Annotated in this window: 20 protein-coding genes, 3 tRNA genes and 1 pseudogene; 14 read left to right on the top strand and 10 right to left on the bottom strand. The window is 58.7% G+C overall.

The window, feature by feature from the left end; genetic code table 11:
- Positions 1 to 9 precede the first annotated feature (9 nt).
- The 3 genes from rpe to lgt form a co-directional block, all read right to left on the bottom strand.
- The gene (gene rpe / locus ACUUL3_RS14005) at positions 10 to 669 is read right to left on the bottom strand and encodes a ribulose-phosphate 3-epimerase (protein WP_448552334.1); all 660 of its coding nucleotides are present in this window, start codon (positions 667 to 669) and stop codon (positions 10 to 12) included.
- A gap of 1 nt (position 670) precedes the next feature.
- Positions 671 to 3,424: a M16 family metallopeptidase gene (locus ACUUL3_RS14000; RefSeq protein WP_448552332.1), complete on the bottom strand. Its 2,754-nt coding sequence runs from the start codon at positions 3,422 to 3,424 to the stop codon at positions 671 to 673.
- 221 nt (positions 3,425 to 3,645) lie between these two features.
- Positions 3,646 to 4,443: a prolipoprotein diacylglyceryl transferase gene (lgt, locus tag ACUUL3_RS13995; protein WP_448552330.1), complete on the bottom strand. Its 798-nt coding sequence runs from the start codon at positions 4,441 to 4,443 to the stop codon at positions 3,646 to 3,648.
- 124 nt (positions 4,444 to 4,567) lie between these two features.
- On the opposite strand from lgt, the gene ACUUL3_RS13990 reads away from it, so the two are divergent.
- Positions 4,568 to 6,235 (top strand): DUF4080 domain-containing protein, encoded by a 1,668-nt coding sequence (locus ACUUL3_RS13990; protein WP_448552328.1) that lies wholly within the window; start codon positions 4,568 to 4,570, stop codon positions 6,233 to 6,235.
- Between the two features lie 234 nt (positions 6,236 to 6,469).
- Positions 6,470 to 6,649, top strand: a complete 180-nt coding sequence (locus ACUUL3_RS13985) for a hypothetical protein (protein WP_448552326.1) — start codon at positions 6,470 to 6,472, stop codon at positions 6,647 to 6,649.
- 64 nt (positions 6,650 to 6,713) lie between these two features.
- Here ACUUL3_RS13985 and ACUUL3_RS13980 read toward each other — a convergent pair whose 3' ends face one another.
- Entirely contained in the window at positions 6,714 to 7,862 is a 1,149-nt protein-coding gene (locus ACUUL3_RS13980; RefSeq protein WP_448552324.1) for an iron-containing alcohol dehydrogenase, read from the bottom strand.
- A 124-nt stretch (positions 7,863 to 7,986) separates the two neighbouring features.
- Here ACUUL3_RS13980 and ACUUL3_RS13975 point away from each other — a divergent pair, with 124 nt between their 5' ends.
- Positions 7,987 to 8,493, top strand: a complete 507-nt coding sequence (locus tag ACUUL3_RS13975; RefSeq protein WP_448552322.1) for a hypothetical protein — start codon at positions 7,987 to 7,989, stop codon at positions 8,491 to 8,493.
- An 80-nt stretch (positions 8,494 to 8,573) separates the two neighbouring features.
- Here ACUUL3_RS13975 and ACUUL3_RS13970 read toward each other — a convergent pair.
- Positions 8,574 to 8,649 (bottom strand) — tRNA-Asn (locus ACUUL3_RS13970).
- Positions 8,650 to 8,863: 214 nt separating this feature from the next.
- A tRNA-Pro gene (locus ACUUL3_RS13965) sits at positions 8,864 to 8,941 on the bottom strand.
- A gap of 183 nt (positions 8,942 to 9,124) precedes the next feature.
- Here ACUUL3_RS13965 and ACUUL3_RS13960 point away from each other — a divergent pair.
- The 3 genes from ACUUL3_RS13960 (at position 9,125) to ACUUL3_RS13950 (ending at position 11,357) form a co-directional block, all read left to right on the top strand.
- Positions 9,125 to 9,628 (top strand): hypothetical protein, encoded by a 504-nt coding sequence (locus tag ACUUL3_RS13960; RefSeq protein ID WP_448552321.1) that lies wholly within the window; start codon positions 9,125 to 9,127, stop codon positions 9,626 to 9,628.
- A 322-nt stretch (positions 9,629 to 9,950) separates the two neighbouring features.
- Positions 9,951 to 10,700 carry a hypothetical protein gene (locus tag ACUUL3_RS13955; RefSeq protein WP_448552319.1) on the top strand — a complete coding sequence of 250 codons (750 nt, stop codon included), beginning with the start codon at positions 9,951 to 9,953 and terminating at the stop codon, positions 10,698 to 10,700.
- A gap of 159 nt (positions 10,701 to 10,859) precedes the next feature.
- Positions 10,860 to 11,357: a lipase family protein gene (locus ACUUL3_RS13950; protein WP_448552317.1), complete on the top strand. Its 498-nt coding sequence runs from the start codon at positions 10,860 to 10,862 to the stop codon at positions 11,355 to 11,357.
- Between the two features lie 59 nt (positions 11,358 to 11,416).
- Here ACUUL3_RS13950 and ACUUL3_RS13945 read toward each other — a convergent pair whose 3' ends face one another.
- The gene (locus ACUUL3_RS13945) at positions 11,417 to 12,676 is read right to left on the bottom strand and encodes a hypothetical protein (protein ID WP_448552315.1); all 1,260 of its coding nucleotides are present in this window, start codon (positions 12,674 to 12,676) and stop codon (positions 11,417 to 11,419) included.
- A 239-nt stretch (positions 12,677 to 12,915) separates the two neighbouring features.
- Positions 12,916 to 13,087, bottom strand: a pseudogene (locus tag ACUUL3_RS13940) (transposase); the annotation flags it as partial.
- 324 nt (positions 13,088 to 13,411) lie between these two features.
- Here ACUUL3_RS13940 and ACUUL3_RS13935 point away from each other — a divergent pair.
- From ACUUL3_RS13935 to ACUUL3_RS13920, 4 genes are read left to right on the top strand one after another with little or no spacing between them, the layout of a single operon-like run.
- A complete protein-coding gene (locus ACUUL3_RS13935) occupies positions 13,412 to 13,987 on the top strand; it encodes a TetR/AcrR family transcriptional regulator (protein ID WP_448552313.1) in 576 nt (191 codons plus the stop codon).
- A gap of 59 nt (positions 13,988 to 14,046) precedes the next feature.
- Positions 14,047 to 15,252 (top strand): efflux RND transporter periplasmic adaptor subunit, encoded by a 1,206-nt coding sequence (locus tag ACUUL3_RS13930; protein WP_448552311.1) that lies wholly within the window; start codon positions 14,047 to 14,049, stop codon positions 15,250 to 15,252.
- A 12-nt stretch (positions 15,253 to 15,264) separates the two neighbouring features.
- Positions 15,265 to 18,423, top strand: a complete 3,159-nt coding sequence (locus ACUUL3_RS13925; RefSeq protein ID WP_448552309.1) for an efflux RND transporter permease subunit — start codon at positions 15,265 to 15,267, stop codon at positions 18,421 to 18,423.
- 1 nt (position 18,424) lies between these two features.
- Entirely contained in the window at positions 18,425 to 19,849 is a 1,425-nt protein-coding gene (locus ACUUL3_RS13920) for an efflux transporter outer membrane subunit (RefSeq protein ID WP_448552307.1), read from the top strand.
- 82 nt (positions 19,850 to 19,931) lie between these two features.
- Here the strand turns inward: ACUUL3_RS13920 and ACUUL3_RS13915 are convergent, their stop codons facing one another.
- Positions 19,932 to 21,008: an AI-2E family transporter gene (locus ACUUL3_RS13915; protein WP_448552305.1), complete on the bottom strand. Its 1,077-nt coding sequence runs from the start codon at positions 21,006 to 21,008 to the stop codon at positions 19,932 to 19,934.
- 319 nt (positions 21,009 to 21,327) lie between these two features.
- Between ACUUL3_RS13915 and ACUUL3_RS13910 the strand changes: the two genes are divergently transcribed.
- From ACUUL3_RS13910 to ACUUL3_RS13895, 4 genes are all read left to right on the top strand, one after another.
- A complete protein-coding gene (locus tag ACUUL3_RS13910; protein WP_448552303.1) occupies positions 21,328 to 22,395 on the top strand; it encodes a branched-chain amino acid aminotransferase in 1,068 nt (355 codons plus the stop codon).
- 270 nt (positions 22,396 to 22,665) lie between these two features.
- Positions 22,666 to 22,956 carry a co-chaperone GroES gene (gene groES / locus ACUUL3_RS13905; protein ID WP_448552301.1) on the top strand — a complete coding sequence of 97 codons (291 nt, stop codon included), beginning with the start codon at positions 22,666 to 22,668 and terminating at the stop codon, positions 22,954 to 22,956.
- 83 nt (positions 22,957 to 23,039) lie between these two features.
- On the top strand, positions 23,040 to 24,692 hold the full coding sequence (gene groL, locus ACUUL3_RS13900) for a chaperonin GroEL (protein WP_448552299.1): 1,653 nt from the start codon (positions 23,040 to 23,042) through the stop codon (positions 24,690 to 24,692).
- 123 nt (positions 24,693 to 24,815) lie between these two features.
- Positions 24,816 to 24,892, top strand: a tRNA-Met gene (locus ACUUL3_RS13895).
- 245 nt (positions 24,893 to 25,137) lie between these two features.
- Here ACUUL3_RS13895 and ACUUL3_RS13890 read toward each other — a convergent pair.
- Positions 25,138 to 26,319, bottom strand: coding sequence for an AAA family ATPase (locus ACUUL3_RS13890; protein ID WP_448552297.1), 1,182 nt, complete (start codon positions 26,317 to 26,319; stop codon positions 25,138 to 25,140).
- Positions 26,320 to 26,423 lie beyond the last annotated feature (104 nt).

Raw genomic sequence — 26,423 nt, 5'->3', positions numbered from 1 at the left:
GAGATTTCCTCAGCCGCGGGCGGCCTTGAGGTCGGCAATGGCCTTGGTGTAATCCGGCTTGCCGAAGACGGCGGAGCCGGCCACGAAGATGTTGGCTCCGGCCTCGGCAATGGCCCCGATGGTCTTGGGGCTCACCCCGCCGTCCACCTCGATTCCCGCCGCAAGGCCGCGTTCGTCGATCATGGCCTTCAGCGCCCTGATCTTGGCCAGGGATTCCTGAATAAAGGATTGGCCGCCGAATCCCGGGTTGACGGTCATCAGCATGACCAGATCGAGATCCTGCAGGATATATTCCAGGCTCGCAAGCGGGGTTGCCGGGTTGAGCACCGCGCCGGCTTTTTTGCCCAGTTCCTTGATCTTATGGATGGTGCGGTGCAGGTGATAGCCGGTTTCCACATGCACGGTGATCCAGTCCGCCCCCGCCTTGGCGAAATCCTCGACATAGCGATCGGCGTTTTCGATCATCAGATGCACATCAAGGGGCAGATCCGTGATCTTGCGCACCGCGTCCACCACCAGGGGGCCGATGGTGATATTGGGGACAAAATGGCCATCCATGACGTCAATATGGATAACATCGGCGCCGGCCTTGGCCACGGCGTTGATTTCCTCGCCGAGCCTGGCGAAATCCGCGGAAAGGATGGAAGGGGCGATCATGGTATGCTGCATCTTATTCACCGGTCTTGTCTGTTGTGGCTGTTGAGTCGCTTGTCGCGGCAGGGGCCGCCTCTGGCTCCTTTGCCGCTGCCTGCGCGGGTTGTTCCTGGTTTTCCGGTACTGCCGCGGGCTCAGGGGCCTGGGCAAGGGGAGCGGCGGCCCCGACGGTCACCAGCACGTAGTTGTGCGGCTGGATATACTTTCTCGCCATGGCGAGAACGGTCCGGGCATCCACCGCTTCGATGGCTTGCACGTAACGGTTGCCGAAGTCCTGGCCCAGGCTGTAAGTCTCGTTGAGGGCCATCTCCATGGCCTGTGAGCTGTGGGTTTGCAGGCCAAGCTCATAGTTGCTGATCAGGATGTTTTTTGCCTTGGCAAGCTCCTCTGGGCTGATTTCCTCATTCTGCACCCGGTAGAGCTGCTGCCAGATCGCCTTGATGGCCTCCTCCTTCTTGTCCGGGCTGGTGCCGATATAAATGCCGAAGGAGCCGGTGTCAAGGCCGAGAAGGGAGAAGGAGGAGAGGCTGTAGGCCAGGCTCTGCTTGTCCCGCAGCTCGGTGAACAGGCGGCCGCTCTGGCCGGAGAGCGCCGTATCGAGAACCTCCAGCCCATAGCGGTCCGTGCCGCTCAGGGTGGTGCCGACAAAACCGATGATGATATGCACCTGCTGCTTGTCCCGGGGGATGTTGACGATGATCGGGGCGGCAGGCACGTCCGGAGGCAGGGCGCTCTCCTCGGCAAAGGCTTCCTTGGCCGGTTTTTTCCGCCAGGAGCCGAAGAGCGCTTCCGCCGTTTCCCGGACCATCCCGGCATCGACATCGCCGGCCACGGCCAGGACCAAGGACTCCGGCCGGGCATGCTCTTCGTAGATACGTTTGAGTTCGCTGGCGCTGAAGCTGCGGATGGCCGTCTCGTTGCCGATGGAGTTTAAGCCGTAGGGATGTCCCTGGAAAAGGTTTTTGTTGAACTCCCGGAAGGCCAGGGCGGGCAGGGCATCCTCCTGATTCTTCAGCTGGGAGAGAATCTCGGGCCTGATTTTTTCCGCCTCCTCCCTGGAAAAGGCCGGGGTGATGATGACATCCCGCACCAGGGTGAGGCCTTCGCTGGTGAAGCGGGACAAAAAGTCGCCCTTCACCCCGAAAGTGTTCTTGCCGTTGAAACCGCCCAGGGAGCCGGCCATGTTGGCGACTTCCCGGGCCAGGGCCTGGGCGTTGAGCTTCTCCGTGCCCTTGGGCAGCAGTTCGCTGATAAAGGCGAAGGCGCCGTTGTTTGTTTCCTTTTCACTGCGCAGACCGCCCGGGAACACGGCCCGGATGGAGACGGTGGGCACCCCATGCTCTTCCCGCACCAGGAGGCGGATGCCGTTTTTCAGCTGAAAACTGTGGACATTGGGCAGATAGGAGTCGCTCACCTGGGAGGAGGGAATTTTCTGTTTCGCGTCTTTTTCGGCCTGGGCGACCAGGGCGGCAAGTTTAGCCTGGTCAAGGCCGAAGTCGGTGCCGGCGGGGGCCATGGTGCCCACGGTGAGGTGGGTGTCTTTGAGGTAGAATGAGGCGACGCGCAGGATATCCTCCTTGCTCACGGCCCGCACCGCTTCCAGATACTTGTCTTCGCGCGGGTCGCCGGTCAGAAATTCGAAGGAACCCAGAACCCGGGCCTGGCCCTCGGCCCGTTCCAGGTTGAAGACAAAGTCGCTTTCCAGGTTTCGTTTCGCGCGGTCAAGTTCTTCATCGCTGACCTTGCTGTACTTCATCCGGAATATTTCGCCGAGCGCCTCCTGCAGAGCGGGCAGCACCTTGTCCGGCTCCAGGGTGGCGGTGAACTCCAGCAGGCCCGGGTCCTTGGGGGTAAAGGCCGAGCCGTCGATGCGGTAGACCAGGCCCTTTTTATTGCGCAGCTGGCTGTAAAGGCGGGAGGTTTCGCCATGGGCCAGGATATGGGTCATCACGTCCAGGGCCGCGGTGTCCGGGTTCTTGAAGGCGGAGCCGGGAAAGGCCAAGGCCAGGTGGGTCTGGTTGATGTCGTCGGTGAGCGCGAAGAGGCGGGTCTGCTGCTGGGCCGGCTCCCTGGGAATGGCCGGCTGCTGGTAGTCGCTGCGCGCAAGCCCTGCCAGCAGTTCGTTCACCTTGGCCATCACCTGCTGCACCCGGACATCGCCGACCACCACCACGGTGAAGTTGTCCGGGTGGTAATGCTTTTTCAGGTAGGCCAGGATGTCGTCGCGGCTGATGGCGGAAACACTCGCATCCGTGCCGCTGATGGGCAGGCGGTATGGATGGGTGGTGTAGGCGTGGGCCATCATCTCCTCGTAGAGATTGATATTGGCCCGGTCCTTGCGCATGCGGATCTCTTCCAGGACCACGATTTTTTCCCGTTCAAGCTCCTCGGCATCGAAAACCGAGTGGAGGACGGCATCGGAGAGCACCTCCATGGCCTCTGCCCAGTGCCGGGAGGAGAGGGTTGCATGGTAGACCGTGTATTCGTAGGAGGTGTAGGCATTGATTCGGCCGCCCATCGCCTCGATGGCGCCGGCAACCTCGCCGGGACCGTGGGTCGGGGTGCCCTTGAAGATCATGTGTTCGATGAGGTGGGTGATCCCGGCCTCGTGCTTCTCCTCGTAAATGGAGCCGGCCTTGACCCAGATCTGGACGGTGGCCACCTTGGTGCCCGGGGTCTCCTTGACCATCACGGTCAGGCCGTTGTCGAGCTTGGTTTTGTGCAGATGGGGAGCGATCTCTAAAGCGTGGGCGAGTTGTGTGAAAGTCATGGTTATCAGCGCAAGAGTGAGAAGAAGGAGAAAGAATCCGCAAAGCCTTGTCTGTATTTGCTCGACTTTGCGCCTGGGGGCCGGGCTGCGGAAGGCAGCCGGAGGTGTGCAACTGGTGCTCATCATGATCCCTTGGCTGGGGTTAACGGAAAGGGCGGAAGACAATGGGGCAACAAGACTGATTCCGTAGTGTAAACATGAGGCGTTGTCGCGTCAAGAGATCATGGCCGCAGGATGGGTTTTCGTCTGGCGACAAGGATCAGGAGCCCTGCCCCGATCATCAGGCTGCTCAGCAATTGGCCCATGGTGACGCTTCCGAAGAGAAAGCCGATCTGGGCGTCGGGTTCGCGGAACAGTTCGACCAGCGAGCGGAAGAGCCCATAGAGGATCAGGAACAGGGCGAGCAGGGAGCCTGCCGGCCAACCCTGCCGCCAGTAGCGGTTTTTGAGGGTCCAGAGCAGGGCGAAGAGCACCACCCCTTCCAGAAAGGCTTCGTAGAGCTGGGAGGGATGGCGGGGCAGCGGCCCGCCCTGGGGGAAAACCATGGCCCAGGGAAGATCGCTGATCCGGCCGAAAAGCTCGCCATTGATGAAGTTGCCGAGGCGTCCGAAGCCAAGGCCGATGGGGGTGGTGACGATATAGACATCGGCGCTCTGCCAGAACGGCAGCCCGGTTATCCGGCAGAAGAGAAAGCCGCCGAGCAGCAGGCCGACCAGCGCCCCGTGGAAGGACATTCCCCCCTGCCAGGTGGCCAGGATATCCTGGGGATTCTCCAGATAGTAGCTGAAGTTGTAAAAGAGCACGTAGCCCAGGCGCGCGCCCAGCACCAGGCTGATGATGAGGACCAGATTGAGATTTTCAAAATGGCTGGCCAGGGGCGCGAGGGCGTATTTCCTGATCTGATGCCTCACCAGGGTGTAGGAGGCGAGAAAGCCCAGGACATACATGAGGCCGTACCAGCGGACCTGCAGGGGGCCGAGCTGGAAGATGACAGGATCGATATCGGGATAGGGAAGCATGATGACGTAATGGAGAATGAAAAATTTTTAAAGGATGGCGGCACGGGTGACAAAAGGGCGGCAACCCTGTATTATCCGTTATTCTTATCCTGTTCCTCACCACTTGTCACTTGTTTACTTGCCCATGAAAATATCCCTCATCGCCTTAAACGCCCGCTATACCCACTCCTGCCCGGCGCTTTTTCATGTGCGCAATGTCTTTGCCGAGGCGATGCCGCAAAGCGTGATTTCCCTGCATCAGCTCACCATCAACGACCCCTTTTACGCCACCCTGGTGGCCATCGCCGCTGAAGAGCCGGAGGTGATCTGTTTTTCCGTTTCCGTCTGGAACAGGACGGTGAGCGTGATGCTCATCGCCGATCTGCGCCGGATTCTGCCCACGGTTCCCATTATTCTTGGCGGCCCCGAGGCAAGCTTCATGGCGCAGGAGGAACTGCCCGCCGGCTGCACCCTGGTGCGGGGCGAGGTGGAGGGGTTGCCGGCCCGCTTTTTCAGCGACCTCGTCGCAAACAGCCTGCAGCCGGAGTACCGGTCCGAGGCCGGCGCCGCCTTTGCCATGCCATACCGGCAAGAAGATTTTCCCCTGCATCTGGCCAACCGCAATATCTACTACGAGTCCTGCCGGGGCTGCCCGTTTGCCTGCAGTTACTGCCTCTCCTCGGTTTCGCGGGGGGTGCGGAACCTCGATCTGGTCCAGGTGCGGGAGGAGCTCGCCGGGATTCTCAGCCATGGGCCGAAGATTATCCGCTTTGTGGACCGCACCTTCAACGCCAGTCCGGAACGGGCCCTGGCCATCTGGCGATTTCTTCTGGCCCAGGGCGGAGAGACGCGCTTTCATTTCGAGATCGCCCCGGATCGCTTCAGCGAAGAGATGCTGGCCTTTTTAAAAGAGGTGCCGCCGGGCCGGTTCCAGTTCGAGATCGGCCTGCAATCAACCAATCCGGCAACCCTGGCCGCGGTGAACCGGCGGATGGACCTTGGCCTTGCCCGGGAAAATGTCGGCAGGCTGGCGGCCTCCGACAACATCCACCTGCATCTTGATCTGATCCTGGGCCTGCCCTTTGAAAGCGAAGAGAGCTTCCGCGCCTCGGTGAACGAGGTCTTCGCCATGGTCCCCCATCACATCCAGATGGGCCTGCTGAAAATCCTGCCCGGCACCCCGATCAGCCTGCGACAGGAGGAGTTCGGCATCATCCGCTCCCTGGCGCCCCCCTACCCGGTGCTTGCAACCCGCTGGCTGCCGCCCCGGAGTCTGCAGCGCCTCTACCTGCTGGGCGAGTGTCTGGAGGCCTTCTACAACAACCGGTATTTCCGGAATGTGTTCAGATACCTCAGAGCCAAGGGCGAAGAGCCCTTCGCCTTTTTCGAGACTCTGCTCGACCTCTGCCTGGGGAGGGATTTTTTTTCTTTTGCCAAAACCCAGGAGCTGCTGGGCAGAATGCTCCATGCTCTTGCCAACGAACGGCAGGACCGGGATCTTTTTGTCGAGATCCTGCGCTTCGACTGGCTGCTCAGCGGTCAGCGGGTGCTGCCGTCCTACCTTGAAGGCGAGCCCCTCAAGGCCAGCAGGGATTTTCTCTGGCGGAGCCTGCCGGAAAACAGCCCGCCTCATTTCACCGCCATCAACCGGAACGAATTTTTTAAGCGCGGAACCTTCTCCCGGTTCTCCGGAGCGCTGCTGGCGGCCGTCGGCCTTGCGGACGGCTCTGCCGACGGGTATGTCTGTTTTTTGCCCGAGGAAAAAGGCGGTTGCCTGAGCAGGCAACAGGAGAGTATTCTTTTTTTGCTTTGACAGGCCGTTTTTCAAGAAACTGGCACATGGGACCGGCCAGATTCTGGTCGAAAACGAACAGATCTTGGCCAACCAGCGACAGGGCGGATCTCTAATATTCTGAAATGAAAAGAGTATTTTACTTCAGGGGTTCCGGCATCCATTTTGCATTTTCCGGCGGCAACATGTGGAGCGCAGTGCAGGCGGGTGGTGATGGACACCTCCCGGCGCAGAACGCACCGGGAGACATGGCCAATGAGCAAACGTGAAGCAATACGGATTTTGATGCTGAGCCCGATCTATTTCCGCCTCTCCCTCTTGAGTCGCCGGGAGTTGATCAGGGATTTTCTGGTTCGTCATGGCCGGGGCGGCCATGCGCAGGAGGGTGAGAAAGGATTTCCCTGGCCTTTTTCAACGAAGGAAGCGGCAGAATGACTTTGCCGCTTTTCCCCCGCTCTTCTCCGGCAGAACCCTTCCTCCTTTCCCTGTCTCGTCAGCCTTAGAGCGCAAGGCGCAAAATCTCGCTGATATTTTCCCTGGTGTACAGCTCCGCAATACCCCAGAGGGTCGCAAGACCATGGGCGTTTTCCGCGATCATATCGATATCCTCCGCCGGGATCCGCGCCTCGTGCAGGCGGACGGGCGACTTGATGGAGGCGAACCAGTTTTCCAGCGCCTCAATACCGGCCGTGCCCGAGTCCAGCCCGAACACCTCTTTGGCGAACAGCTCGAACTGGATGGGGTTTTTATAATGATACCACTTCAGCCAGGCCGGAATCACGATGGAGAGGCCGGCGCCATGGGGGATGTTGTAGAGGGCGGAGAGGGAGTGCTCGATCATGTGGTTCGGAAAGGAATAGAGGCCGATGCCGGCCGGGGTCAGGCCGTTCAAGGCCAGGGTGGCCGTCCACATGAAGGAGGCCCGCGCCTGGGCGTGGTTCGGCTCGGCCAGGATGAGATCGGTTGTTTCCATGACGGTCCGGACAATCGCCGCCACCAGCCGGTCCTGCAGGCGGGTGCCGGGCTCCTTGGTAAAGTACCCCTCGATGACGTGGGCGATGGCGTCCACGGCGCTGTAGGCCGTGTAGTCCGCCGGCACCGTATGGGTCAGTTCCGGGTTTAAGATGGACACCTGCGGATAGACGTGGGGGGAACCGATGTTGTACTTCTGCTTGCTTTCCTCGTTGGTGATGACGGAATTGCCGTTCATCTCGCTGCCGGTGGCGGCGATGGTGAGGATGGTGAAGAGCGGCAGGGCTTTTTTGACCTCGGTCTTGCCGAGATAAAATTGCCAGACATCCTCACTGGCCAGAGCGCCCACCGCGATGGCCTTGCCCTCATCGAGGACCGAGCCTCCACCCACGGCAAGAATGGCCGAAACCTGTTCCTGTTTGGCCAATTCCACCCCTTTCCTGGTGTGGGAAAGAACGGGGTTCGAGACCACCCCGCCGAATTCGACCGCGCTAATCCCGGACTCTGCCAGGCTCCGGCGGACGCGGTCCAGCAGGCCGCTTTTCTGCACCGATTTCCGTCCGTAGACGAGCAACACCTTGCCGTGGCCGGCCGCCTTGAGCTCGGAGCCGATCAGGGCCTCCTTGTCCTTGCCGAAAATGATCTTGGTCGGGTTGTGAAAGACAAAATCGAACATCCACGCCTCCTCTTTGCTATCGTATTGAATGGTAATGTATTTCTGCGTAATGACCGAAGAGACCGTAAACGAGCGTCTGCCATGGGCAGCCTCTTCAGGAACTTGAGGACACGGGAGTCATTGTATGCCATTCCACAAGCGAGCGGTATCGAAAAAAAAGAATCCCGGCCAAATGGTTGCGGCGACCACGGCAACAGGGCCAGAACGCCAGGCCCGGCATGATTTTTCAGTAACTCCTGGCTGCTGCCTGCTTCTTCTGCTCATGGGGGCTTCCTGGGTTCAGGCGGCTTCAGCCGAAGGTATTGTTGCCATGGAGTTGGGGCGAAACGGAGGTTCCGTCTCAAGCCTGGCCGGCAGGGAGGCGGAGGCAGATAATGCTGCCCGTGCGGAGCCTCTTTTGCCGGAGCGGGTGGCTGTCGAGGGGCAGGGCGACGGGTTCTGGGAAATGGGCCTTGAGGGAGAGGAGATTCCGGCAGAGGAAGAGTCCTGCCGGGTACGTCTCAAATCGGTGGGGATTGTCGCCGGAAAGCCATTCGGGCTTCCTCCCTCTTTCCAGAGGCGGGGATTGGCATACAGGGTTCCCGAAGTTCCGGCAGAGAAAAAGGTTTTGCCGGCAGGAGGGACCGAGTGAAGGCGGCTTTTGGGGGCGGGAGAACTGGCCTGCGGAAGACAAAAAAAGGCCGCCCCAAGAAGGACGGCCTAACAAGATATTGGCTCCCGGGGAGGGATTCGAACCCCCGACAGGGTGATTAACAGTCACCTGCTCTACCGACTGAGCTACCCGGGATCGGTATCCAAATGAACGCCGGCAATATAGCAAGTGCAAAACAAGGCGTCAATACTTTTGAGGACAAATGTACTATCGGGCAGGCAAAATACAGTCTTAGCGAAAACAGATGGAAAATACTCCCCCTTCAGTGTCAAACACACCGGGATTGTCTTGCATACTCATACCATGAAATGCAATAAGGGGGAGCAGCTTGACAAGCTACTGCGATTACTGGTCGGGGCGAGAGGATTCGAACCTCCGGCCTCCTGCTCCCAAGGCAGGCGCGCTAACCAGACTGCGCTACGCCCCGACACGGGGGTTTTCAGGAAAGGTGTTTATTAGCACTATGTCCTGAGACGGTCAAGGAAAAAGGTTTTCCCGGGCTTTGTCATTCTGTCTTCCAACATATGCTGTCGCTTCACTGCTGTCTCATGATATCGCAAATGAAATCCAATAAATAACGGATCGGTGACCATCTGAGCTGGCGCCGAAGTTGCTCTCCTTCACCGACAGAGCCCTTGCCGCCCGGCAGGAGAAGATCAGCGGTTTTTATGTGGGGGGAGCGATCCTCTCGACTACTCCCATACTTGACCCTTTCTCGACCATCGGCGACCAGGCCATGATTAATCAAGGGGCTGCGCCGGAGAATCTTGATCTGCGGAAAGCCCTCCACTCCCAGGCCCTGCTCACAGCGTTTTTCATGAACGACGAGTTCCGGCGGGTCACGGAAAAGCTGCCTGATGTGGTGAAGATGAGCTTCGATGAGTTGTTGTTTGCCAATAAAACAGAAACCGACAAACTCAACTTTCTCGAAGGCCTGATCCAGCATCAGGCTGGTGGAGACGGAATGGTCGACCGCTTCACCGCTGATCTGCAACTGATCGCCCAGTCCGGCGGCCTGACCATGAGCTCTCACATTGACAATGCACCGACCTCCATCACCCATGCGCTCATCGCCTGTGCCATGCAGGCGTATACAACGCCGGTTTCTTCCTGACGGCAACAAATGACCAGGGCGACGATCTGCTTACCGGCGGAGAGGGTAATGCCATTTTCGGGGGCGGGGATAATGACGCGACGCACTTCCGAAAAGCCGCCTGACAAAATAATCACCCATCAACCTTGACACTGAGCATCCATTCATTTACAAAACTTGTTGCCTGACATCATCAAGCATCATCCGACAGAGATCATTCACATTCAAATCCTTGAGGGGGGATTATGCAGAGTTCCGACAATAGATACCTGGTTACACAACACGAAAACAACTATCAGCGACAGTTTTCTGGACGACATGAGATTGCATGGAGGTTGGCGGCATGAAAAAGAGGCTGATGGTTGGGATAGTCAAAGGTGTCGTGTTCATGGTTCTGGTCGCCACCCTGGCGGGTTGTGCCTTGGTCGGAGATTTCCCGTTTAGTCTTGGGGCAAGCTGGAAGGAAGAAGTGCTGCTCCATGACGGCGGCAAGATCATCGTGAAGCGGTCGCAGACCCGGGGCGGTCGCCATGAGATCGGTCAAGACTCGCCCGTGGCGGAGCACATCGTCTCTTTCGTGCATCCGGCCACCGGGCAGGCCATCACATGGGAAAGCACTTACGGCAACACAATGGAAGATTCAAGCCTGTTGCCCTTGGGATTATATATCGAAAATAACACGGTTTACCTCATGACCACCGCAGCCGGTTGCATAGCGTATAACAAATGGGGCCGACCGAATCCACCCTATGTGTGTTTCAAATACGATGGTCTGAGTTGGCAACGAATACCATTGGAGGAATTACCGGCTGAATTTAAAGAGGCGAATCTCGTTATCAGCGGCTTGGTAAGGCGATTCGAACAACGTTTGACCCAATATCCCGGGCCGGTTCCAGCCGAGGAGGTCAAAAAAATAAATACTGAAGCAAAGAACCCTGATGTGCAATATCTCCGTGTTTTTACCAGAAAACCACTTGATTCGAAGAAGACGAGATCGAATGTGAATTGCGAAGAATTGGTGTTTTACAAGGGAGCTTGGATCGGCCCTGGTGACTCTATTGGAAGACGCATGATAGATAGAATTTCAAAGTAACCAAACGTGTTGACGTAGACAGAGGGGAAATACATGACTACACAATTTGATATTGATTGTGCTTTGATGGCGGGAGTGGCTTATCGCTCAACTCGTGATCTGATCAACCGATTCCCTGTCCCAGCCGAATGGACGGAAATACCATTATCCCATGTTACCATGCCCAGCGGCTTTGAGGCGGTCTCGTTCCAACGAGGCAACGAAATCGTCATCTCCTTTGCTGGCACCAACCCGGAGATGTTCGACCCGGACTGGCTTGCAAATATCAACCTGGCCACCGGCCTGGCCTGCGCCGAGCAGTTGAAGGAGGCAGCGGCCTATTACCTGGAGATCAAAAAAGCAAACCAGGATAATACCAATATCACATACACCTTCACCGGCCACTCCCTGGGCGGCGGCCTGGCGGCCCTTCTGGGGCTGTTTTTCGATGAAAAGGCAGTGACCTTCGATCAGGCGCCCTTTGCCAATTCCGCAAAAGAGTCGATTCGCGACGAGCTTGTCGACTATCTCGAACTTACATACTCTCCCGGAGAGCTCTCCGCCTTGGCTCCGGAACTTTTCCATTTCACCGACAGCGACCTTGCCTTGGTTGGGGGCGAACTTTTCTACCCCCGGAATGGCCATTTACACAATCCTTTTTACACCCTCCAAGCCTAGTGCGGACCCGCTTGCTAGGTGGTGTGGGGAGGGGGAGGGAGAACCTCCTCCTTACCCGATTAGCTATCCACTGCCTCAGACCACCTTATATAAAACAAGAAATACGGATCACGTATGTCAAAGACATCATGCTCACCATCCCACTCCACAACCCTGGTCCCTACAGCATCATTTACAATTTTTGCTGAATGTGAGCATGCACTTGTAATGCTTGACCCGCTGGGGCCACCATCAATGCATATTCCAAGAATCCTTTCGCTCAGTGGTTTGTAACGAAAAGTTAGTGTTGGAGGGTCGACGGAAAGCGCTTTGACAAGCAAGCGATAGACATCCCCTTGCCACCCAAATCGGGTTGCATGCATATTCCTATCTGAGCCACGAGTCTTTGGGCCTTCCTTCATGAGTTCGACTACGGACCCGTAGTCGGTGGATTGCACAGTTCGTCTGCAGATATTTGCGTGAAGTTGAGGTTCGTGCAGAAGCTCAACCTCCTGATCAGTCTTTTCTCTTACTCCAAGTTCGAAGCATGCGTTCAGGCAGAGGTATTGCATTAATTGGGGCGATCCAGCAGCTTCTGATACAAGCTGCTCGATAGCCGTATTTCTATATCCAATACCGAGTGCATCGAAGCCCTTAAATGCAATTTTCTTCAGAGTTTCAGCGCCCCAGTATTCAAAGTCGATTGAAAATACTCGACCTCGTAAATCAGGATTACTACGGATAACATCGTCGGCACGGTATGGCACTGACGCACAAACGAACTTGACATTATTCCTTATCGCCTCCTTGATCTGCTGCGCCAACTCAGCCTGTACGCTCTGCGGTATATAGTGAAAATCATCTATAAAAATGACCAGATCTGTTCCACTCAACTCTCGAATCAACAGCTGTAAGCAATCTGACGACAAAGATGCTGATAACGATTCATTTTCTGTTCTGGTTTTGTCTATTGAAACTTCGCCCTTTCCTTTTACAAAAAACGCGTTACCTTCAATCGATCCTTTCCCTCCAACTTTGCTTCCGCTACTGGTTGCTCTTGAAATTGAAGCGGGAAGCTCCGTGCCAATGATGTCAAACACCCGCATCCACAAGTCAGATGGCTGGTTTACTCCAGCGCCTGTTATCTGAATCAGGCTTGTACGGCCAAGGCATTCCTCGATAAATACAGTCTTCCCAGATTTCGATGGGCCGGAGATTGAGATCAACATTGCCCCAGCCTCAAGGGTATCAAGAAGTTGTTGTTTCTTTTCCTGAAGGTGATCGTTCACAAATGTGTGTACCGGAAATTTCCCAGGCGTAAATACTTCAGATGATTTCATTTTGTCTCCTTGTCAAACACCTGACTGATGCAATTTCAACAGCTAACGAGTCTGTAGAAAAACCCGATTTCAAATGGTTCGCCCTCTAATGGCGGATTGATTTTTTTACCGCTTCCGATTTGGCTTCCCGGTTTATCTGTTCTGTTTCCAGCTTCTTTCTTGCCTGCTCCTGCCCTCCGGCTCCATTACTTTGCCAGAATCCGCTTTGTTGTCAAACAGTTTCAGCTTGTTACCGCCTATTACGCCATATTCGGCCCGTATCTCGCCACTTTTTTCAGGTTGTGGACAATGCAGAACAGGTTCCACTGGATGTTCACCTTTCTCTTTCCCCGTAGGGTAAAACGGTCCAGGCCACATGATGTGGCAGATGTTGGCAAAGGGCGGCTCCGCGATGGCTACACGCATGCTGTACCGGGCACGAAAATGTTAAGCGGTTGTGTTCCGGGATATCGCAGTCATTGCACAGTGATCACGCACACAAATAAAGTCGAAATTACAATGAGTTGAGTTTTTCTGCAGGCTCAACGACGGGGATGAGCGTCACCGCGGAAATCAAGGTGGGCAGGCGGCGGATCATCGAATTTTTTATCTATCCGCTCATCAAGCACCTGGATGAAGGCATAAGTGTGCGGTGCGGTGAGGAAAATTCTGGCCCCAAGCGATCACTCTTGACCGCTGGGCGGTTTAGGGCTAGTGTGGAGTGAACGTTCACTCCTTTGGGTAATTGGGAAAAGCATGCTGAAGATGGAAAAACGCGACGAGATTGTCCGGGCCGCGCTCGAAATCATTGCCGAGCACGGGTTTCACGGGGCGCCCATAGCCATGATCGCCAGTCGGGCAGGGGTTGGCGCCGGCACGATTTACCGGTATTTTGAAAACAAGGAGATCCTCATTTCCGCGCTCTATCGGGAGATAGAGGATCGGCTCTATCCCTTTATCCTGCAGGGGTACGAACCAGCGCGCCCCATCCGGGAGCGGTTTCTTCAGCTTGGCGCGGCCCTGTTGCGCTATTTCCTTGAGAATCCCCTTGATTTCCGCTATGTGGAGCAGTTCCACAACTCGCCTTACGGCGCAGCGCTCCGCAGGGCCAGGCTGTTGGGGGAAAACGCGGATCGCGACGTGTTCCGCGAGCTTTTCGAGGAAGGGATCTCGCAACAGGTGATGAAGGATCTTCCCGTCACCGTCCTCTGTGCCCTGGCCTTTGGCCCTGTTTTTGTCGTGGCGCGGGATCATATCCTTGATTTCACCAGGATGGATGATGTCTTGATCGCAAAGACCATCGAGGCGTGCTGGGACGGCATCAGGAGATAGGCAATCTCCTTTGTCGGAATGAATATTCACTCGTTTGGGCCTTGGCCGGAGAGTTGACCATGAAAAACATTACGCAAACAACAGGAATGATCGTCATTGCCGGAGTACTGGCCTGCGGGCTGCTGGCGGCCGGTTGCGGCAGAGACCAGGGCGCCAAGGCATCTCCCCAGGGCGGGCCGCCGGAAGTCGCGGTGGTGGTGGTGAATACGCAGCGCGTTCCGGTCAGCATGGAGCTGCCGGGGCGGGTCAACGCGTACCTGCTCGCCGAAGTGCGGCCCCAGGTGGGGGGGATTGTCCAGCAACGGCTGTTCAGCGAAGGGGCAGAGGTGAAGGCGGGGCAGGTGCTCTACCAGATCGACGCCGCCACCTATCAGGCCGCTTATGCCAGCGCCGGGGCGGCTCTGGCCAAAGCCGAGGCCAATCTCGTTCCGGCCCGGCTCAAGGAGGAGCGGTTCCGGGAACTGGTGGCGGTCAAGGCCGTGAGTCAGCAGGAATACGATGACGCCAGCGCCATGGCCGCGCAGGCCGAGGCTGAGGTGGCTGCCGCCCGGGCGGCCGTTGATAGCGCGCGCATCAATCTGGACTATGCCCGTATCACCGCGCCGATCTCCGGGCGGATCGGCCGATCCGCCGTGACCCCCGGCGCCCTGGTGACCGCGAATCAGGCCCCGGCGTTGGCCACCATCCAGCAGCTCGATCCGGTCTATGTGGATGTGAGCCAGTCCAGCGCCGAACTGTTGCGTCTGAAACGTGACCTGGCCGCCGGCGCCCTCAGGGAGGATGCGGCCAGCCAGACACGGGTCGCCCTGCTGCTGGAAGACGGCACCCCCTATCCCCTGGCCGGGACCATGAAATTCAGCGAGGTGAGCGTGGAGGAGGCGACCGGCTCGGTGACCCTGCGGGCGCTCTTTCCCAATCCGGAGCAGCTCCTGCTGCCGGGCATGTTTGTCCGCGCCATTGTGCAGGAAGGGGTCAGCGAACAGGCGATTCTGGTGCCGCAGCGCGGGGTGAGCCGGAATCCCAAGGGCGAGGCCATGGTCATGGTGGTCGGCGCCGAGGAAAAGGTGGAGCCGCGTCTCATCAAGGTTTCGCGGACGGTTGGCGACAACTGGCTGGTCAGCGAAGGGCTCAAGGCGGGCGACAGGGTGATCCTGGAGGGGATCCAGAAGGCGCGTCCCGGCACCCGGGTCAAGGCGGTACCGTTCGGGGCTGCGCCGGAACCCTCCCCTGCCGGTCAAGGGCAGTCTCAGGCGGTTAAAAAGTAAAGGAGTCTTCCCATGCCCCGTTTTTTCATCAACCGCCCGATCTTTGCCTGGGTCATCGCGATCATGGTCATGCTGGCCGGGTTGCTCGCGATCAAGACCCTGCCGGTTTCGCAGTACCCGCCCATCGCGCCGCCCCAGATCACGATCAACGCCATGTATCCGGGCGCTTCGGCCCGGACCGTGCAGGATACCGTCACCCAGGTCATCGAACAGAAACTGAACGGCATCGACAACCTGATCTACATGTCCTCCACCAGCGATTCCGCCGGGGCGGTGGCCATCAACCTCACCTTCAGGGCAGGCACCGATCCCAACATCGCCCAGGTGCAGGTGCAGAACAAGCTGCAGCTGGCTACCCCGCTCCTGCCCCAGGTGGTGCAGCGCCAGGGGATCTCGGTGGTTAAATCCACCAGGAACTTCCTGCTCATCATCGGTCTGGTTTCGGAAGACGGCTCCATGGACCGCAATGCGCTGAGCGACTACATGGTTTCCAATGTCCAGGACATCGTCAGCCGGCTGGAAGGGGTGGGCGAGCTGCAGCTCTTCGGTTCCCAGAACGCCATGCGCATCTGGCTCAACCCGGACAGGCTGAAAAACTTCCGCCTGACCCCGGCCGACGTCATCGCGGCGCTGCAGGCCCAGAACGCCCAGGTCTCGGCCGGCCAGTTCGGCGCCGCGCCGGCCGTGGAAGGGCAGCAGCTGAACGCCACCATCACCGCCCGCACCCTGCTGCAGACCACGGAACAGTTCGGGGCCATTGTCCTGCGCACCAATGCCGACGGCTCCACGGTCCGGCTCAAGGATGTGGCCGAATGCAGGATCGGCACCGAAAATTACGATATCCAGTCGCGCTACAAGGGCAAGCCCATTGGCGGCATGGCGATCCGGCTCGCCGCCGGGGCCAACGCCCTGGATACCGGGGAACGGGTCAAGGCCAAGATGGCGGAGCTGGAAAAGTTTTTTCCCCCCGGCATGAAGGTGGTCTATCCCTACGACACCACCCCTTTTGTCAAAATCTCCATGGAAGAGGTGGTCCAGACCCTGATCGAGGCGGTCTGCCTGGTCTTCATCATCATGTTCCTCTTCCTTCAGAACTTCCGGGCAACCCTGATTCCCACCATCGCCGTGCCGGTGGTGCTCCTGGGCACCCTCGGGGTTCTGGCGGCCAGCGGTTTTTCCATCAACACCCTGACCATGTTCGCCCTGGTCATCTCCATCGGCCTGCTGGTGGACGACGCCATCGTGGTGGTGGAGAACGTGGAGCGGATCATGGCCGAGGAGGGCCTGCCGCCCCGTGAGGCGACCATCAAATCCATGGGCCAGATCACCGGCGCCCTCTGGGGCATCGCCACCGTGCTCACCGCGGTCTTCGTGCCCATGGCCTTTTTCGGCGGCTCCACCGGCGTCATCTACCGCCAGTTCTCCATCACCATCGTCTCCTCCATGATCCTTTCGGTGCTGGTGGCCATGATCCTCACCCCGGCCCTGTGCGCCACCCTGCTCAAACCAGTGACCAAGGGGCACGAGCCGTGCGAAAGCGGCTGGTACTGCCCGTTCTTCCGCTGGTTCAACAAGTGGTTCGACCGCCGCCGGGCCCAGTATGAACGGCTGGTCGGCCGCTCCTTCGGCAAGCCGGTACGCTATCTTCTGGTGTACGGCCTCATTGTCGCGGCCATGGTTTTTCTTTTCCTGCGGCTGCCCACCGCTTTTCTGCCCGATGAGGATCAGGGCTTCATCATCTGCCAGGTGCAGCTGCCGGCCGGCGCCACCCAGACGCGGACCCTGAAGGTGATCGAGCAGCTGGAGCACCATTTTCTCGAAAACGAGAAAGAAGCGGTGGAGGCGATCATCACCATCACCGGCTTCAGTTTCGCCGGCCGCGGCCAGAACATGGGCCTGGCCTTTGTACGGCTCAAGGACTGGAAGCTGCGCAAGAGCAAGGACCTGAAGGCGCCGGCCGTGGCCGGCCGCGCCATGCGGGCTTTCTCCCAGATCAGGGACGGCATGGCCTTTGCCTTTTCGCCGCCTGCGGTGATCGAGCTGGGCCAGGCCAACGGTTTTGACTTTCAGCTGCAGGACCGTGGCGGCCTGGGACACGAAAAATTGATGGAGGCGCGCAACCAGTTGCTGGGCATGGCCATGCAGAATCCCCGGCTCATTGCCGTCCGCCCCAACGGCCAGGACGACACTCCGCAGTTCAAGCTCGACATCGATGACGTGCGGGCCGGAGCCCTGGGGATTCCGCTGGCGGAGATCAATTCCGTGCTGGCCACCGCCTGGAGCAGCTCCTATGTGAACGACTTCATCGAGAACGGCCGGGTCAAGAAGGTCTATGTCCAGGCCGATGCCAGGTACCGGATGCTGCCGGAGGATATCAACCGTTGGCATGTTCGCAACGGCAAAGGCGCGATGGTGCCCTTTTCGGCCTTTGCCACCGCGCATTGGCAGTATGGCTCGCCCCGCCTGGAGCGCTATAACGGCATCCCCTCCGTGCAGATCATGGGCCAGGCAGCTCCAGGGGTGAGCACCGGCGAGGCCATGGCCGAGATGGAGAAGATGGCCTCCCAGCTGCCACCCGGCTTCGGTTTTGAATGGAGCGGTCTCTCCTACGAGGAAAAACAGGCCGGCGCCCAGGCCCCTGCCCTGTACGCCATCTCGCTGCTGGTGGTCTTTCTGGCCGTGGCGGCCCTCTACGAGAGCTGGTCCATCCCCTTTGTCAACATGCTGATGCTGCCGCTGGGGCTGGTGGGCGCGGTGACCGCGGTCACCATGCGGGGGTTGCCCAACGACATCTATCTGCAGATCGGCCTTTTGACCACCGTGGGGCTTTCGACGAAAAACGCCATCCTGATCATCCAGTTCATCAAGGAGCAGCTGCAGCAGGGCCATGAACTGGTGGCGGCGACGCTCGCGGCGGTGAAGATCAGGCTGCGGCCGGTCATCATGACCTCCCTGGCCTTCTTTTTCGGCACTCTGCCCATGGCCCTGACCCGCGGGGCGGGCGCCGGGGCGCAGAACGCCATCGGCACCGCGGTGACCGGCGGCCTGCTCTCGGCCACCTTCATCGATCTGATCTTCATCCCGTTTTTCTTTGTTCTGGTGTCCAGGTATTTTGTCAAGAGGCGGCCGGCGGGACAGAGCCCGGCCGTCAACCTTCCGGAGGTGCGCTGAGATGAAACGGAAGAGTCCAGCCCTGTGGCTGTCCGGAGCGGCAGTGCTTTTTCTGGCCGGCTGCACCATGGCCCCCAGCTACAGCCGGCCCGAGGCGCCGGTGCCGGTCGCCTGGCCGAGCGGTCCTGCCTATCAGGAGCAGACGGGCGGCCAAGCCGGGCAGGAGGCTGCCGCTCCGCCCTGGCAGGAGTTTTTTGCCGATCAGCAATTGCGGAAGCTGATCGCCCTGGCCCTCACCAATAACCGTGACCTGCGCATCGCCGCCTTGAACATCGAGCGGTCCCGGGCCCAGTATCGGATAGAGCGCGCCAAGCTCTTTCCGCAGCTCGACGCCAGCGGCAGCGGCAGCAAGCAGCGAATTCCGGAAACCCTCTCCTCCAGCGGACAGGCCGAAACCGTGGAGCAGTACAGCGTCGGCCTCGGTGTCAGCGCCTATGAGCTCGACCTCTTCGGCCGGGTGCAAAGCCTGAAGGAGCAGGCCCTGGCGCAGTATCTCGCCAGCGAACAGGCGCGCAGCACGGTGCAGATCAGTCTGGTGGCCGAGGTGGCGACCAATTTCCTGACTCTGGCCGCCGATCGCGAGCGGCTGCGCCTGGCCCAGGATACCCTCGCATCCCAGCAGGCCACCCATGCGCTGATTCAGCGCCGCTTCGAGCTGGGGGCTTCCTCCGAGCTCGATCTCCGGCAGGCGCAAACCCGGCTGGATGCGGCACGGGTGGACATCGCCCGCTACACCACCCTGGCGGCCCAGGATGAAAACGCACTCAATCTGGTGGTCGGCGCCACGGTGCCGGCCGAGTTGCTCCCCAGGGATCTTGCCGCGACCTTGACCACGGTACGGGCCCTCTCCTCCGGCCTGTCTTCCGAGGTGCTGCTCAGGCGCCCCGATATCCTGGCGGCCGAGAATCAGCTCAAGGGCATGAACGCCAATATCGGCGCGGCCCGGGCCGCCTTTTTTCCGCGCATCACCCTCACCGGCTCAGTGGGTTTCGGCAGCGACGAGCTTTCCGGTCTCTTTACCTCCGGCTCGGGCGCCTGGGCCTTTGCCCCGGAAATTGTGCTGCCGATCTTTGACGCTGGTTCACGTTGGGCCAGCCTGAAGGTGGCCGAGGCGGACCGGGATATCGCCCTGGCCCGTTATGAAAAGGCGATCCAGACCGCCTTTAGGGAGGTGGCAGACGCCCTGGCCCAGCAGGGAACCATCGATGGGCAGCTGGTGGCGCAGCAGTCGCTCACCGAGGCCACCGCCACCAGCCACCGGCTCTCCCGGGTCCGGTACGAAAAGGGGGTGGACAGCTATCTGGCCGTGCTCGACTCCCAGCGTGCGCTCTATGCCGCCCAACAGGAGCTGATCGCCACCCGTTTGACCCGGCTGCTGAATCTGGTGACCTTGTATAAGGTTCTTGGCGGCGGCGTCGGGCCGTAACGACGGCGGCCGGACCGCTGATGATGCGGTGGCCAGGTGAGGCGAGGGGCAGGAGGTTTCTTCTCGTTAGCCGCTGCTTTTTCTACTTGTCGAATCCCACCTTGACGTATTTGTCGTAGCTGGTCATGTAGATGTCCGCCATGGTCAGAAAGGCCGTGACAACGAGCGGTCCGTAGATAATCCCCATGAAGCCGAAAACGCTCAATCCCCCCATGATCCCGAGGAAGACGAGCAGGGTGTGCATGTGCACCTGCTTGCCGACCATTTTGGGTTTGAGGATGTATTCCACTGAAAAGGAGAGCAGCAGGTAAAAGAGCAGCACCGCCATGCCGGTCGACATGTCGCCCTTGATGAGCAGGATGAGGCCGGTGGGGATCAGGACCAGGCCGATGCCGAAGATCGGCAGAAAGGCGAGCACTCCCATCACCCCGCCCCAGAGCACGGCCGGCCCCAGTTCCAGGATGGCAAAGAGCGCTCCGCCCAGCACCCCCTGGATCAGGCCGCAGATCCCGTTGCCGATGAGGATGGCGCCGGCGATCTCCTCGAATTTTTTTATCAGGCGGCGTTCCTGATCATCGGGAAGGGGTGAAAGGGTGAGGACGTAGGAGACCAGCTTGTCGCTGTCGATGAGCAGGAAGAAGATGGTGAGGATCATCATGAAAAAGTTGAAGATAAAGAGCAGGATATTGGCGGCCCAGCCGCTGATCTGGTTGTACAGATAAAGGCCGGTCATCTTGATGAGTTCGGAGGCCGTGTTGCTGACCGACTCCGGCTCCAGGGCGATGCCGAAGGAGGCGAGAATATCCAGGAGGCGCGCCATGGCGTCGCTGTTCTGCAGATCCTTGATCTTCATGGCCAGGCTCGCTGCCTTGCCTGACTGGTAAAGGTTGAGCGCCTCCTGGGAGAGGGAGAGCACAAAAAAGACCAGGGGAACGAAGACCAGCAGGACGATGAGGGTGCAGGTCAGGAGCGAGGCGAGACTGGCGGAGATTTTTTTGTTGAAAAAGGTGTATACCGGCCGAAAAAGAGAGGCCAGGAGGTAGGAAAGGATGAGGATGGCGAGAAACGGCCAGAGCAGCCGGCCCAGCAACAGGATAACCACAAGAAAGATGACCAGGAAGTAACGTAATACCATGGGGCTGGGCGGGGCTTCTTGCATGGGTTCACCAGGGAGCGCTGCTTGCCGCGGATTGCGGCATGACTTTTTTTCATAATATACACAAGTTGCCCATGTCGGCATCAAGAAGTTGCTGGTTCAATGGAAAGGGGATAACGCCGGACCATCGCCCTCTGGGCAGGGTGGCTTTTTGCGCTGCCGGCAATAAGTTGTTTGAAATATGCGCATTATCATTTATAGTGTTTGGCTTTACTGTTGTGAAAACAAGCGGTTTTTGGCGGAGATGGCAAAAGGCCGCGGCTGATTTCGGCAGATGCATAAGTGTAAGGTAAAGAACAGGGTCCTTATCCGAGGAACGCGCATGGATATCCGGCTGGAAAAAATAAGCGGCAATGAGGCAAAACCCAAACCCGACGAAAACGCCCTGGGATTTGGCAGATATTTCACCGATCATATGCTGGTCATCCCTTACACCGAGGGCAAGGGCTGGCATGATGCCTCGATCTCCAAATACCGGAATTTTTCCCTCGATCCGGCGGCCATGGTTCTGCATTACGGCCAGGCCATCTTCGAAGGGCTCAAGGCGTACCGGGGCAAGGACAACGGAATCTACCTCTTCCGGCCCACGGCCAATATCGAGCGGCTAAACCGTTCCGCCGCCCGGTTGTGCATGCCGCAACTGCCGGAGGCGGATGTCCTTGAGGCCCTCAGGCAGCTCATCCTCGTCGATCAGGATTGGATTCCTTCCGCCAAGGGCGCAAGCCTCTATATCCGACCGACCATGATCGCCACCGAGGCGGCCTTGGGAGTGCGTCCGGCCAAGGAGTACCTTTTCTTTGTCATCCTGAGCCCGGTTGGCGCCTATTATCCGGAAGGCTTCAACCCGGTCAGAATCTACGTCACCGACAAGTATGTCCGCGCGGTTCCCGGCGGAGTCGGGGAGGCGAAAACCGCCGGCAACTATGCGGCGAGCATCATGGCCGCCGTGGAAGCGCAACGGGCAGGGTTCACCCAGGTGCTCTGGCTCGATGGGGTTGAGCGGAAGTATGTGGAAGAAGTCGGCACCATGAACATCTTCTTCGTCATTGGCGATGAGGTGATCACCCCGCCGCTTTCCGGCAGCATCCTCCCCGGAGTCACCCGGGATTCGGTGATCCGGGTCGCCAGGGACATGGGGCGGAAGGTGGTGGAGCGCAGGATCTCCATCGATGAGGTTCTGGCGGCCAAGGAAGCGGGTACGCTTGCCGAGATCTTCGGCACCGGCACTGCCGCGGTGATCTCCCCTGTCGGTTCCTTGCACTACAAGGGGCAGGACTGCCTGATCAACGGCGGCAGGACCGGCGCGCTTTCCCAGCAGCTTTTCGACGAGATTCAGGCCATCCAGTACGGCCAGAAAGCGGATCCCCACGGCTGGGTGCTGAAGTTGTGATGCGTTCCGGGCCAGGGGATGGTCCGGAAAAAGATTTTTCAGAATCATTTTTTTTGTAACATCCTGATTTTTATAAATAAAAAAAATCATGGTCCTCTCTTGATTTTTTAAACCCAGATACATATTGTTTGGCGCACAAGGCAGGAAAGTGCCGTGATTCACGGCCTTCCCTGCCGCTTCATTTAAGGATTTGGGAAACGCTTCGAGCAACTGTTGCTCACCCCTTGTCAGTGAATCAAAAATAATTATCAAACGAGATGGAGGCATTACATGAAGATTCGTCCGTTGAATGATCGCATCCTGGTCAAAAGACTGGAGGAAGAGGAAAAAACCAAGGGAGGCATCATCATTCCCGACAGCGCCAAGGAAAAACCGGCCGAGGGCAAGGTCATTGCCGTTGGCAAGGGCCGTCATAACGACAAAGGCGAGCGGGTGCCGGTGGAGCTCAAGGCTGGCGATCGCGTGCTCTTTTCCAAGTATGGCGGGACCGATGTCAAGATCGATGGCGAAGACTACCTGATCATGCGCGAAGACGACGTTCTTGGCGTTGTTGAAGGCTGATTGACGCGAAGTCGGTTTCTTGATTTGTAATTCCGCAATGGTTTGTAATTTTTTCTGATAAGACGGAAAGGAGAATTATCACTATGGCTGCGAAAGATATCAAATATGGCGTAAAAGCCCGGGAGTCCATTCTCAATGGCGTAAACACTCTGGCCAATGCCGTAAAGGTTACCCTCGGCCCCAAGGGCCGCAATGTGCTGATCGAGAAATCCTTCGGCGCGCCCATCATCACCAAGGACGGCGTTTCCGTGGCCAAGGAGATCGAGGTCAAGGACAAGTTCGAGAACATGGGCGCCCAGATGGTCAAGGAGGTTGCCTCCAAGACTTCCGACGTGGCCGGCGACGGCACCACCACCGCCACCATCCTCGCCCAGGCCATCTACTCCGAAGGCTCCAAGCTGGTTGCCGCCGGCAACAATCCCATGGACATCAAGCGCGGTATCGACAAGGCAGTTGAGGCGGTCGTGGCCGAGCTCAAGAACATCGCCAAGCCCACCAAGGAGCAGAAGGAAATCGCCCAGGTCGGCACCATCTCCGCCAACAACGACGCCACCATCGGCAACATCATTGCCGAGGCCATGGACAAGGTCGGCAAGGAAGGCGTTATCACCGTGGAAGAGGCCAAGGGCATGGAGACCACCCTGGACGTGGTCGAGGGCATGCAGTTCGACCGCGGCTATCTCTCCCCGTACTTTGTCACCGATGCCGAGAAGATGGAAGTAAACCTGGAAGAGCCCTTCATCCTGATCAACGAGAAAAAGGTCAGCAACATGAAGGACCTGCTTCCCATCCTTGAGCAGATCGCCAAGATGGGCCGGCCCCTGTGCATCATCGCCGAGGACGTGGACGGCGAGGCCCTGGCCACCCTGGTGGTCAACAAACTGCGCGGCACCCTGAGCGTGGCCGCCGTCAAGGCCCCCGGCTTCGGCGACCGCCGCAAGGCAATGCTGGAAGACATCGCCACCCTCACCGGTGGTCAGGTGATCACCGAAGACCTCGGCATCAAGCTGGAGAACGTCACCATCAATGATCTTGGTTCTGCCAAGCGCATTGTCATGGACAAGGACAACACCACCATCGTGGACGGCGCCGGCGACAAGGCCAAGCTCGAAGGCCGTGTCAAGCAGATCCGTGCCCAGATCGACGCCTCAACCTCCGATTACGACCGCGAGAAGCTCCAGGAGCGCCTGGCCAAGCTGATCGGCGGCGTGGCGGTGATCAACGTCGGTGCCGCCACCGAGATCGAGATGAAGGAGAAGAAGGCGCGCGTGGAAGATGCATTGAACGCCACCCGCGCGGCCGTTGAGGAAGGCATTGTTCCCGGCGGCGGTGTTGCTTACCTGCGCTGCCTTGGCGCCTTGAAGAACCTGAAGCTCACCCCCGAGCTGGATCTCGGCAAACAGATCGTTGCCCGCGCCCTGGAAGAGCCGGTTCGTCAGATCGCCAATAACGCCGGCCTTGAGGGCTCCGTCATTGTCGAGCATGTGAAGAACATGAAAGGCTCCAAGGGCTTCAACGCCGACACCGAGAAGTTCGAGGACCTGCTTGAGGCCGGTGTTATCGATCCTGCCAAGGTAACCCGCTTTGCTTTGCAGAATGCGGCCAGTGTTTCCGGACTTCTGCTCACCACCGAGTGCATGATCGCCGAGCATCCTGAAGAGGAAAAGGCCGGCGGCGGCATGCCCGCGGGCATGGGCGGCATGGGTGGCATGGGCGGCATGGGCGGCATGATGTAATACGGCCCGAACCGCACGATTTTACGGTATCTGCCCCGGGTTTCCAGCAAGTGAGACCCGGGGCATTTATTTTTGAGTTGACAATTGCCGCAAAATCTTGAATATAAGGACTTTCTTTTTCATGGCGATGTAGCTCAGCTGGTTAGAGCATACGGCTCATATCCGTAGTGTCCGGGGTTCAAGTCCCTGCATCGCCACCAGATCATAATCCGGCAACGTCCGGTTTCATCCGAAAAGCCTTGAGAAATCAAGGCTTTTTCTTTTTTGCTTGTCCGGAAATGTTTGTCCTGGCGCATTGAAATGAGAAATTTTTGGGGGTATCTATAGGGGCATTTGGCCTCAGTCTCCCCAAAAATCCCTATGACAGGAAGGGTCGCGACCAGGATTGCGCCAAGTTTCACCGGCAATGACGGCAACCCCATCTGTCGGTCATCTGCTTGCCGCCTTATGAGAGTGCCGGCATGATCCGTTTCATGAAACCGTCGAACAAGGGCACGGTGAATGCTGTGTCGCCATGGGAAGGGCTGTATACCATGCCCTTTTCGATCAGGCGGGCACGGACCGGGGCGACCGCCGTGTTTTTCCTGCCCAGGATGTCGGCAATGTCGCCGGACCGGTGGGGGCCTGGTCCCAGTTCCGCCATGGCCCGCATGTACCGTTTTTCCGCCGGCGTCAAGCGATCGAAGCGGACCCTGAAGAAACTCGCATCCAATTCCGCCACAGCGACCTCGTTTGCCCTTTGCACATCGGCCAAAGTGATGGGTGAGGCGGTTGCCTCGCTCCAGGCGTGCTTGCCCCACTCCTGGAGAAAGTACGGATAGCCCTGCGTACGGGCGAGGATTTCCGCGACTGCATCCGCAGTATATTCCACCCCCTCGTGTTCGGCCGGCACACAAAGCGCCTGGCGGGCGGCATCCTGCTCCAGTGGGCCGATGGGAATGAACTCGAACAACCGTTCGGCATAGGACTTGGCCCGGCCCATCTGTCCCAGCAACTGCGGCAGACCTGCCGCCACCAGGGTGATGGGCAGCTGCTTCTGACTTGCGCGGTGCAGGGCGGTGATGAGGGCGGCGAGTTGTGCCTCGGGGATATATTGCAGCTCGTCGATGAACAGGACCACCGCCGTTTTGCTTTCGGCCGCTGTCTCGCCGACACAGACCAGGAGGTCGGTGATGTCGGTTTCCAGATCGCCGCTGTCCGCCACGCCCGGCTCAGGGCTGTAATCGACGCTGAACTCCACGTCGTCGTATTTGATTTTGACGGCCCGGGCAAAACCGGCCAGGGCGCTCAGCGCCTTCCGCATCGCGGACTTGGCCGCCTCCCCCTTGCTCATCCTGATGAGCGTGGCCCTGAGGGCCGGGCCAAGGGTGGCAGGCAGCGATCGCTCCTCAGGTGCCTCGACGACCACCGGGAAAAAATGTTCCTCCTCGGCGGCCAGGCGGATCTGTTGCAGGAGGACGGTCTTGCCGACGCCGCGCAAGCCGTAGAGAATGACGCTACGCGCCGCCCGGCCGGCGCCGATGCGGTAGAGCGCCACGTTGGCCCGTTCGATGATGTCGTCACGGCCGGCGAGTTCAGGGGGCGGGGTGCCGGCGCCCGGGGCGTAAGGATTGTTTCTGGGGTCCATGGTTATACCAAAATATTCATAGGTTATCAAAATTTGTTAATCTATGATAAACTCTGTATAATCAGGTGTCAACCTTTTCCACACCCGCGAGGATCACCCTCAAG

It is taken from the genome of Thiovibrio sp. JS02, assembly GCF_053485635.1.
Note: the sequence above shows the minus strand (reverse complement) of the source record. Positions and strands in the feature narration are given on the sequence as shown.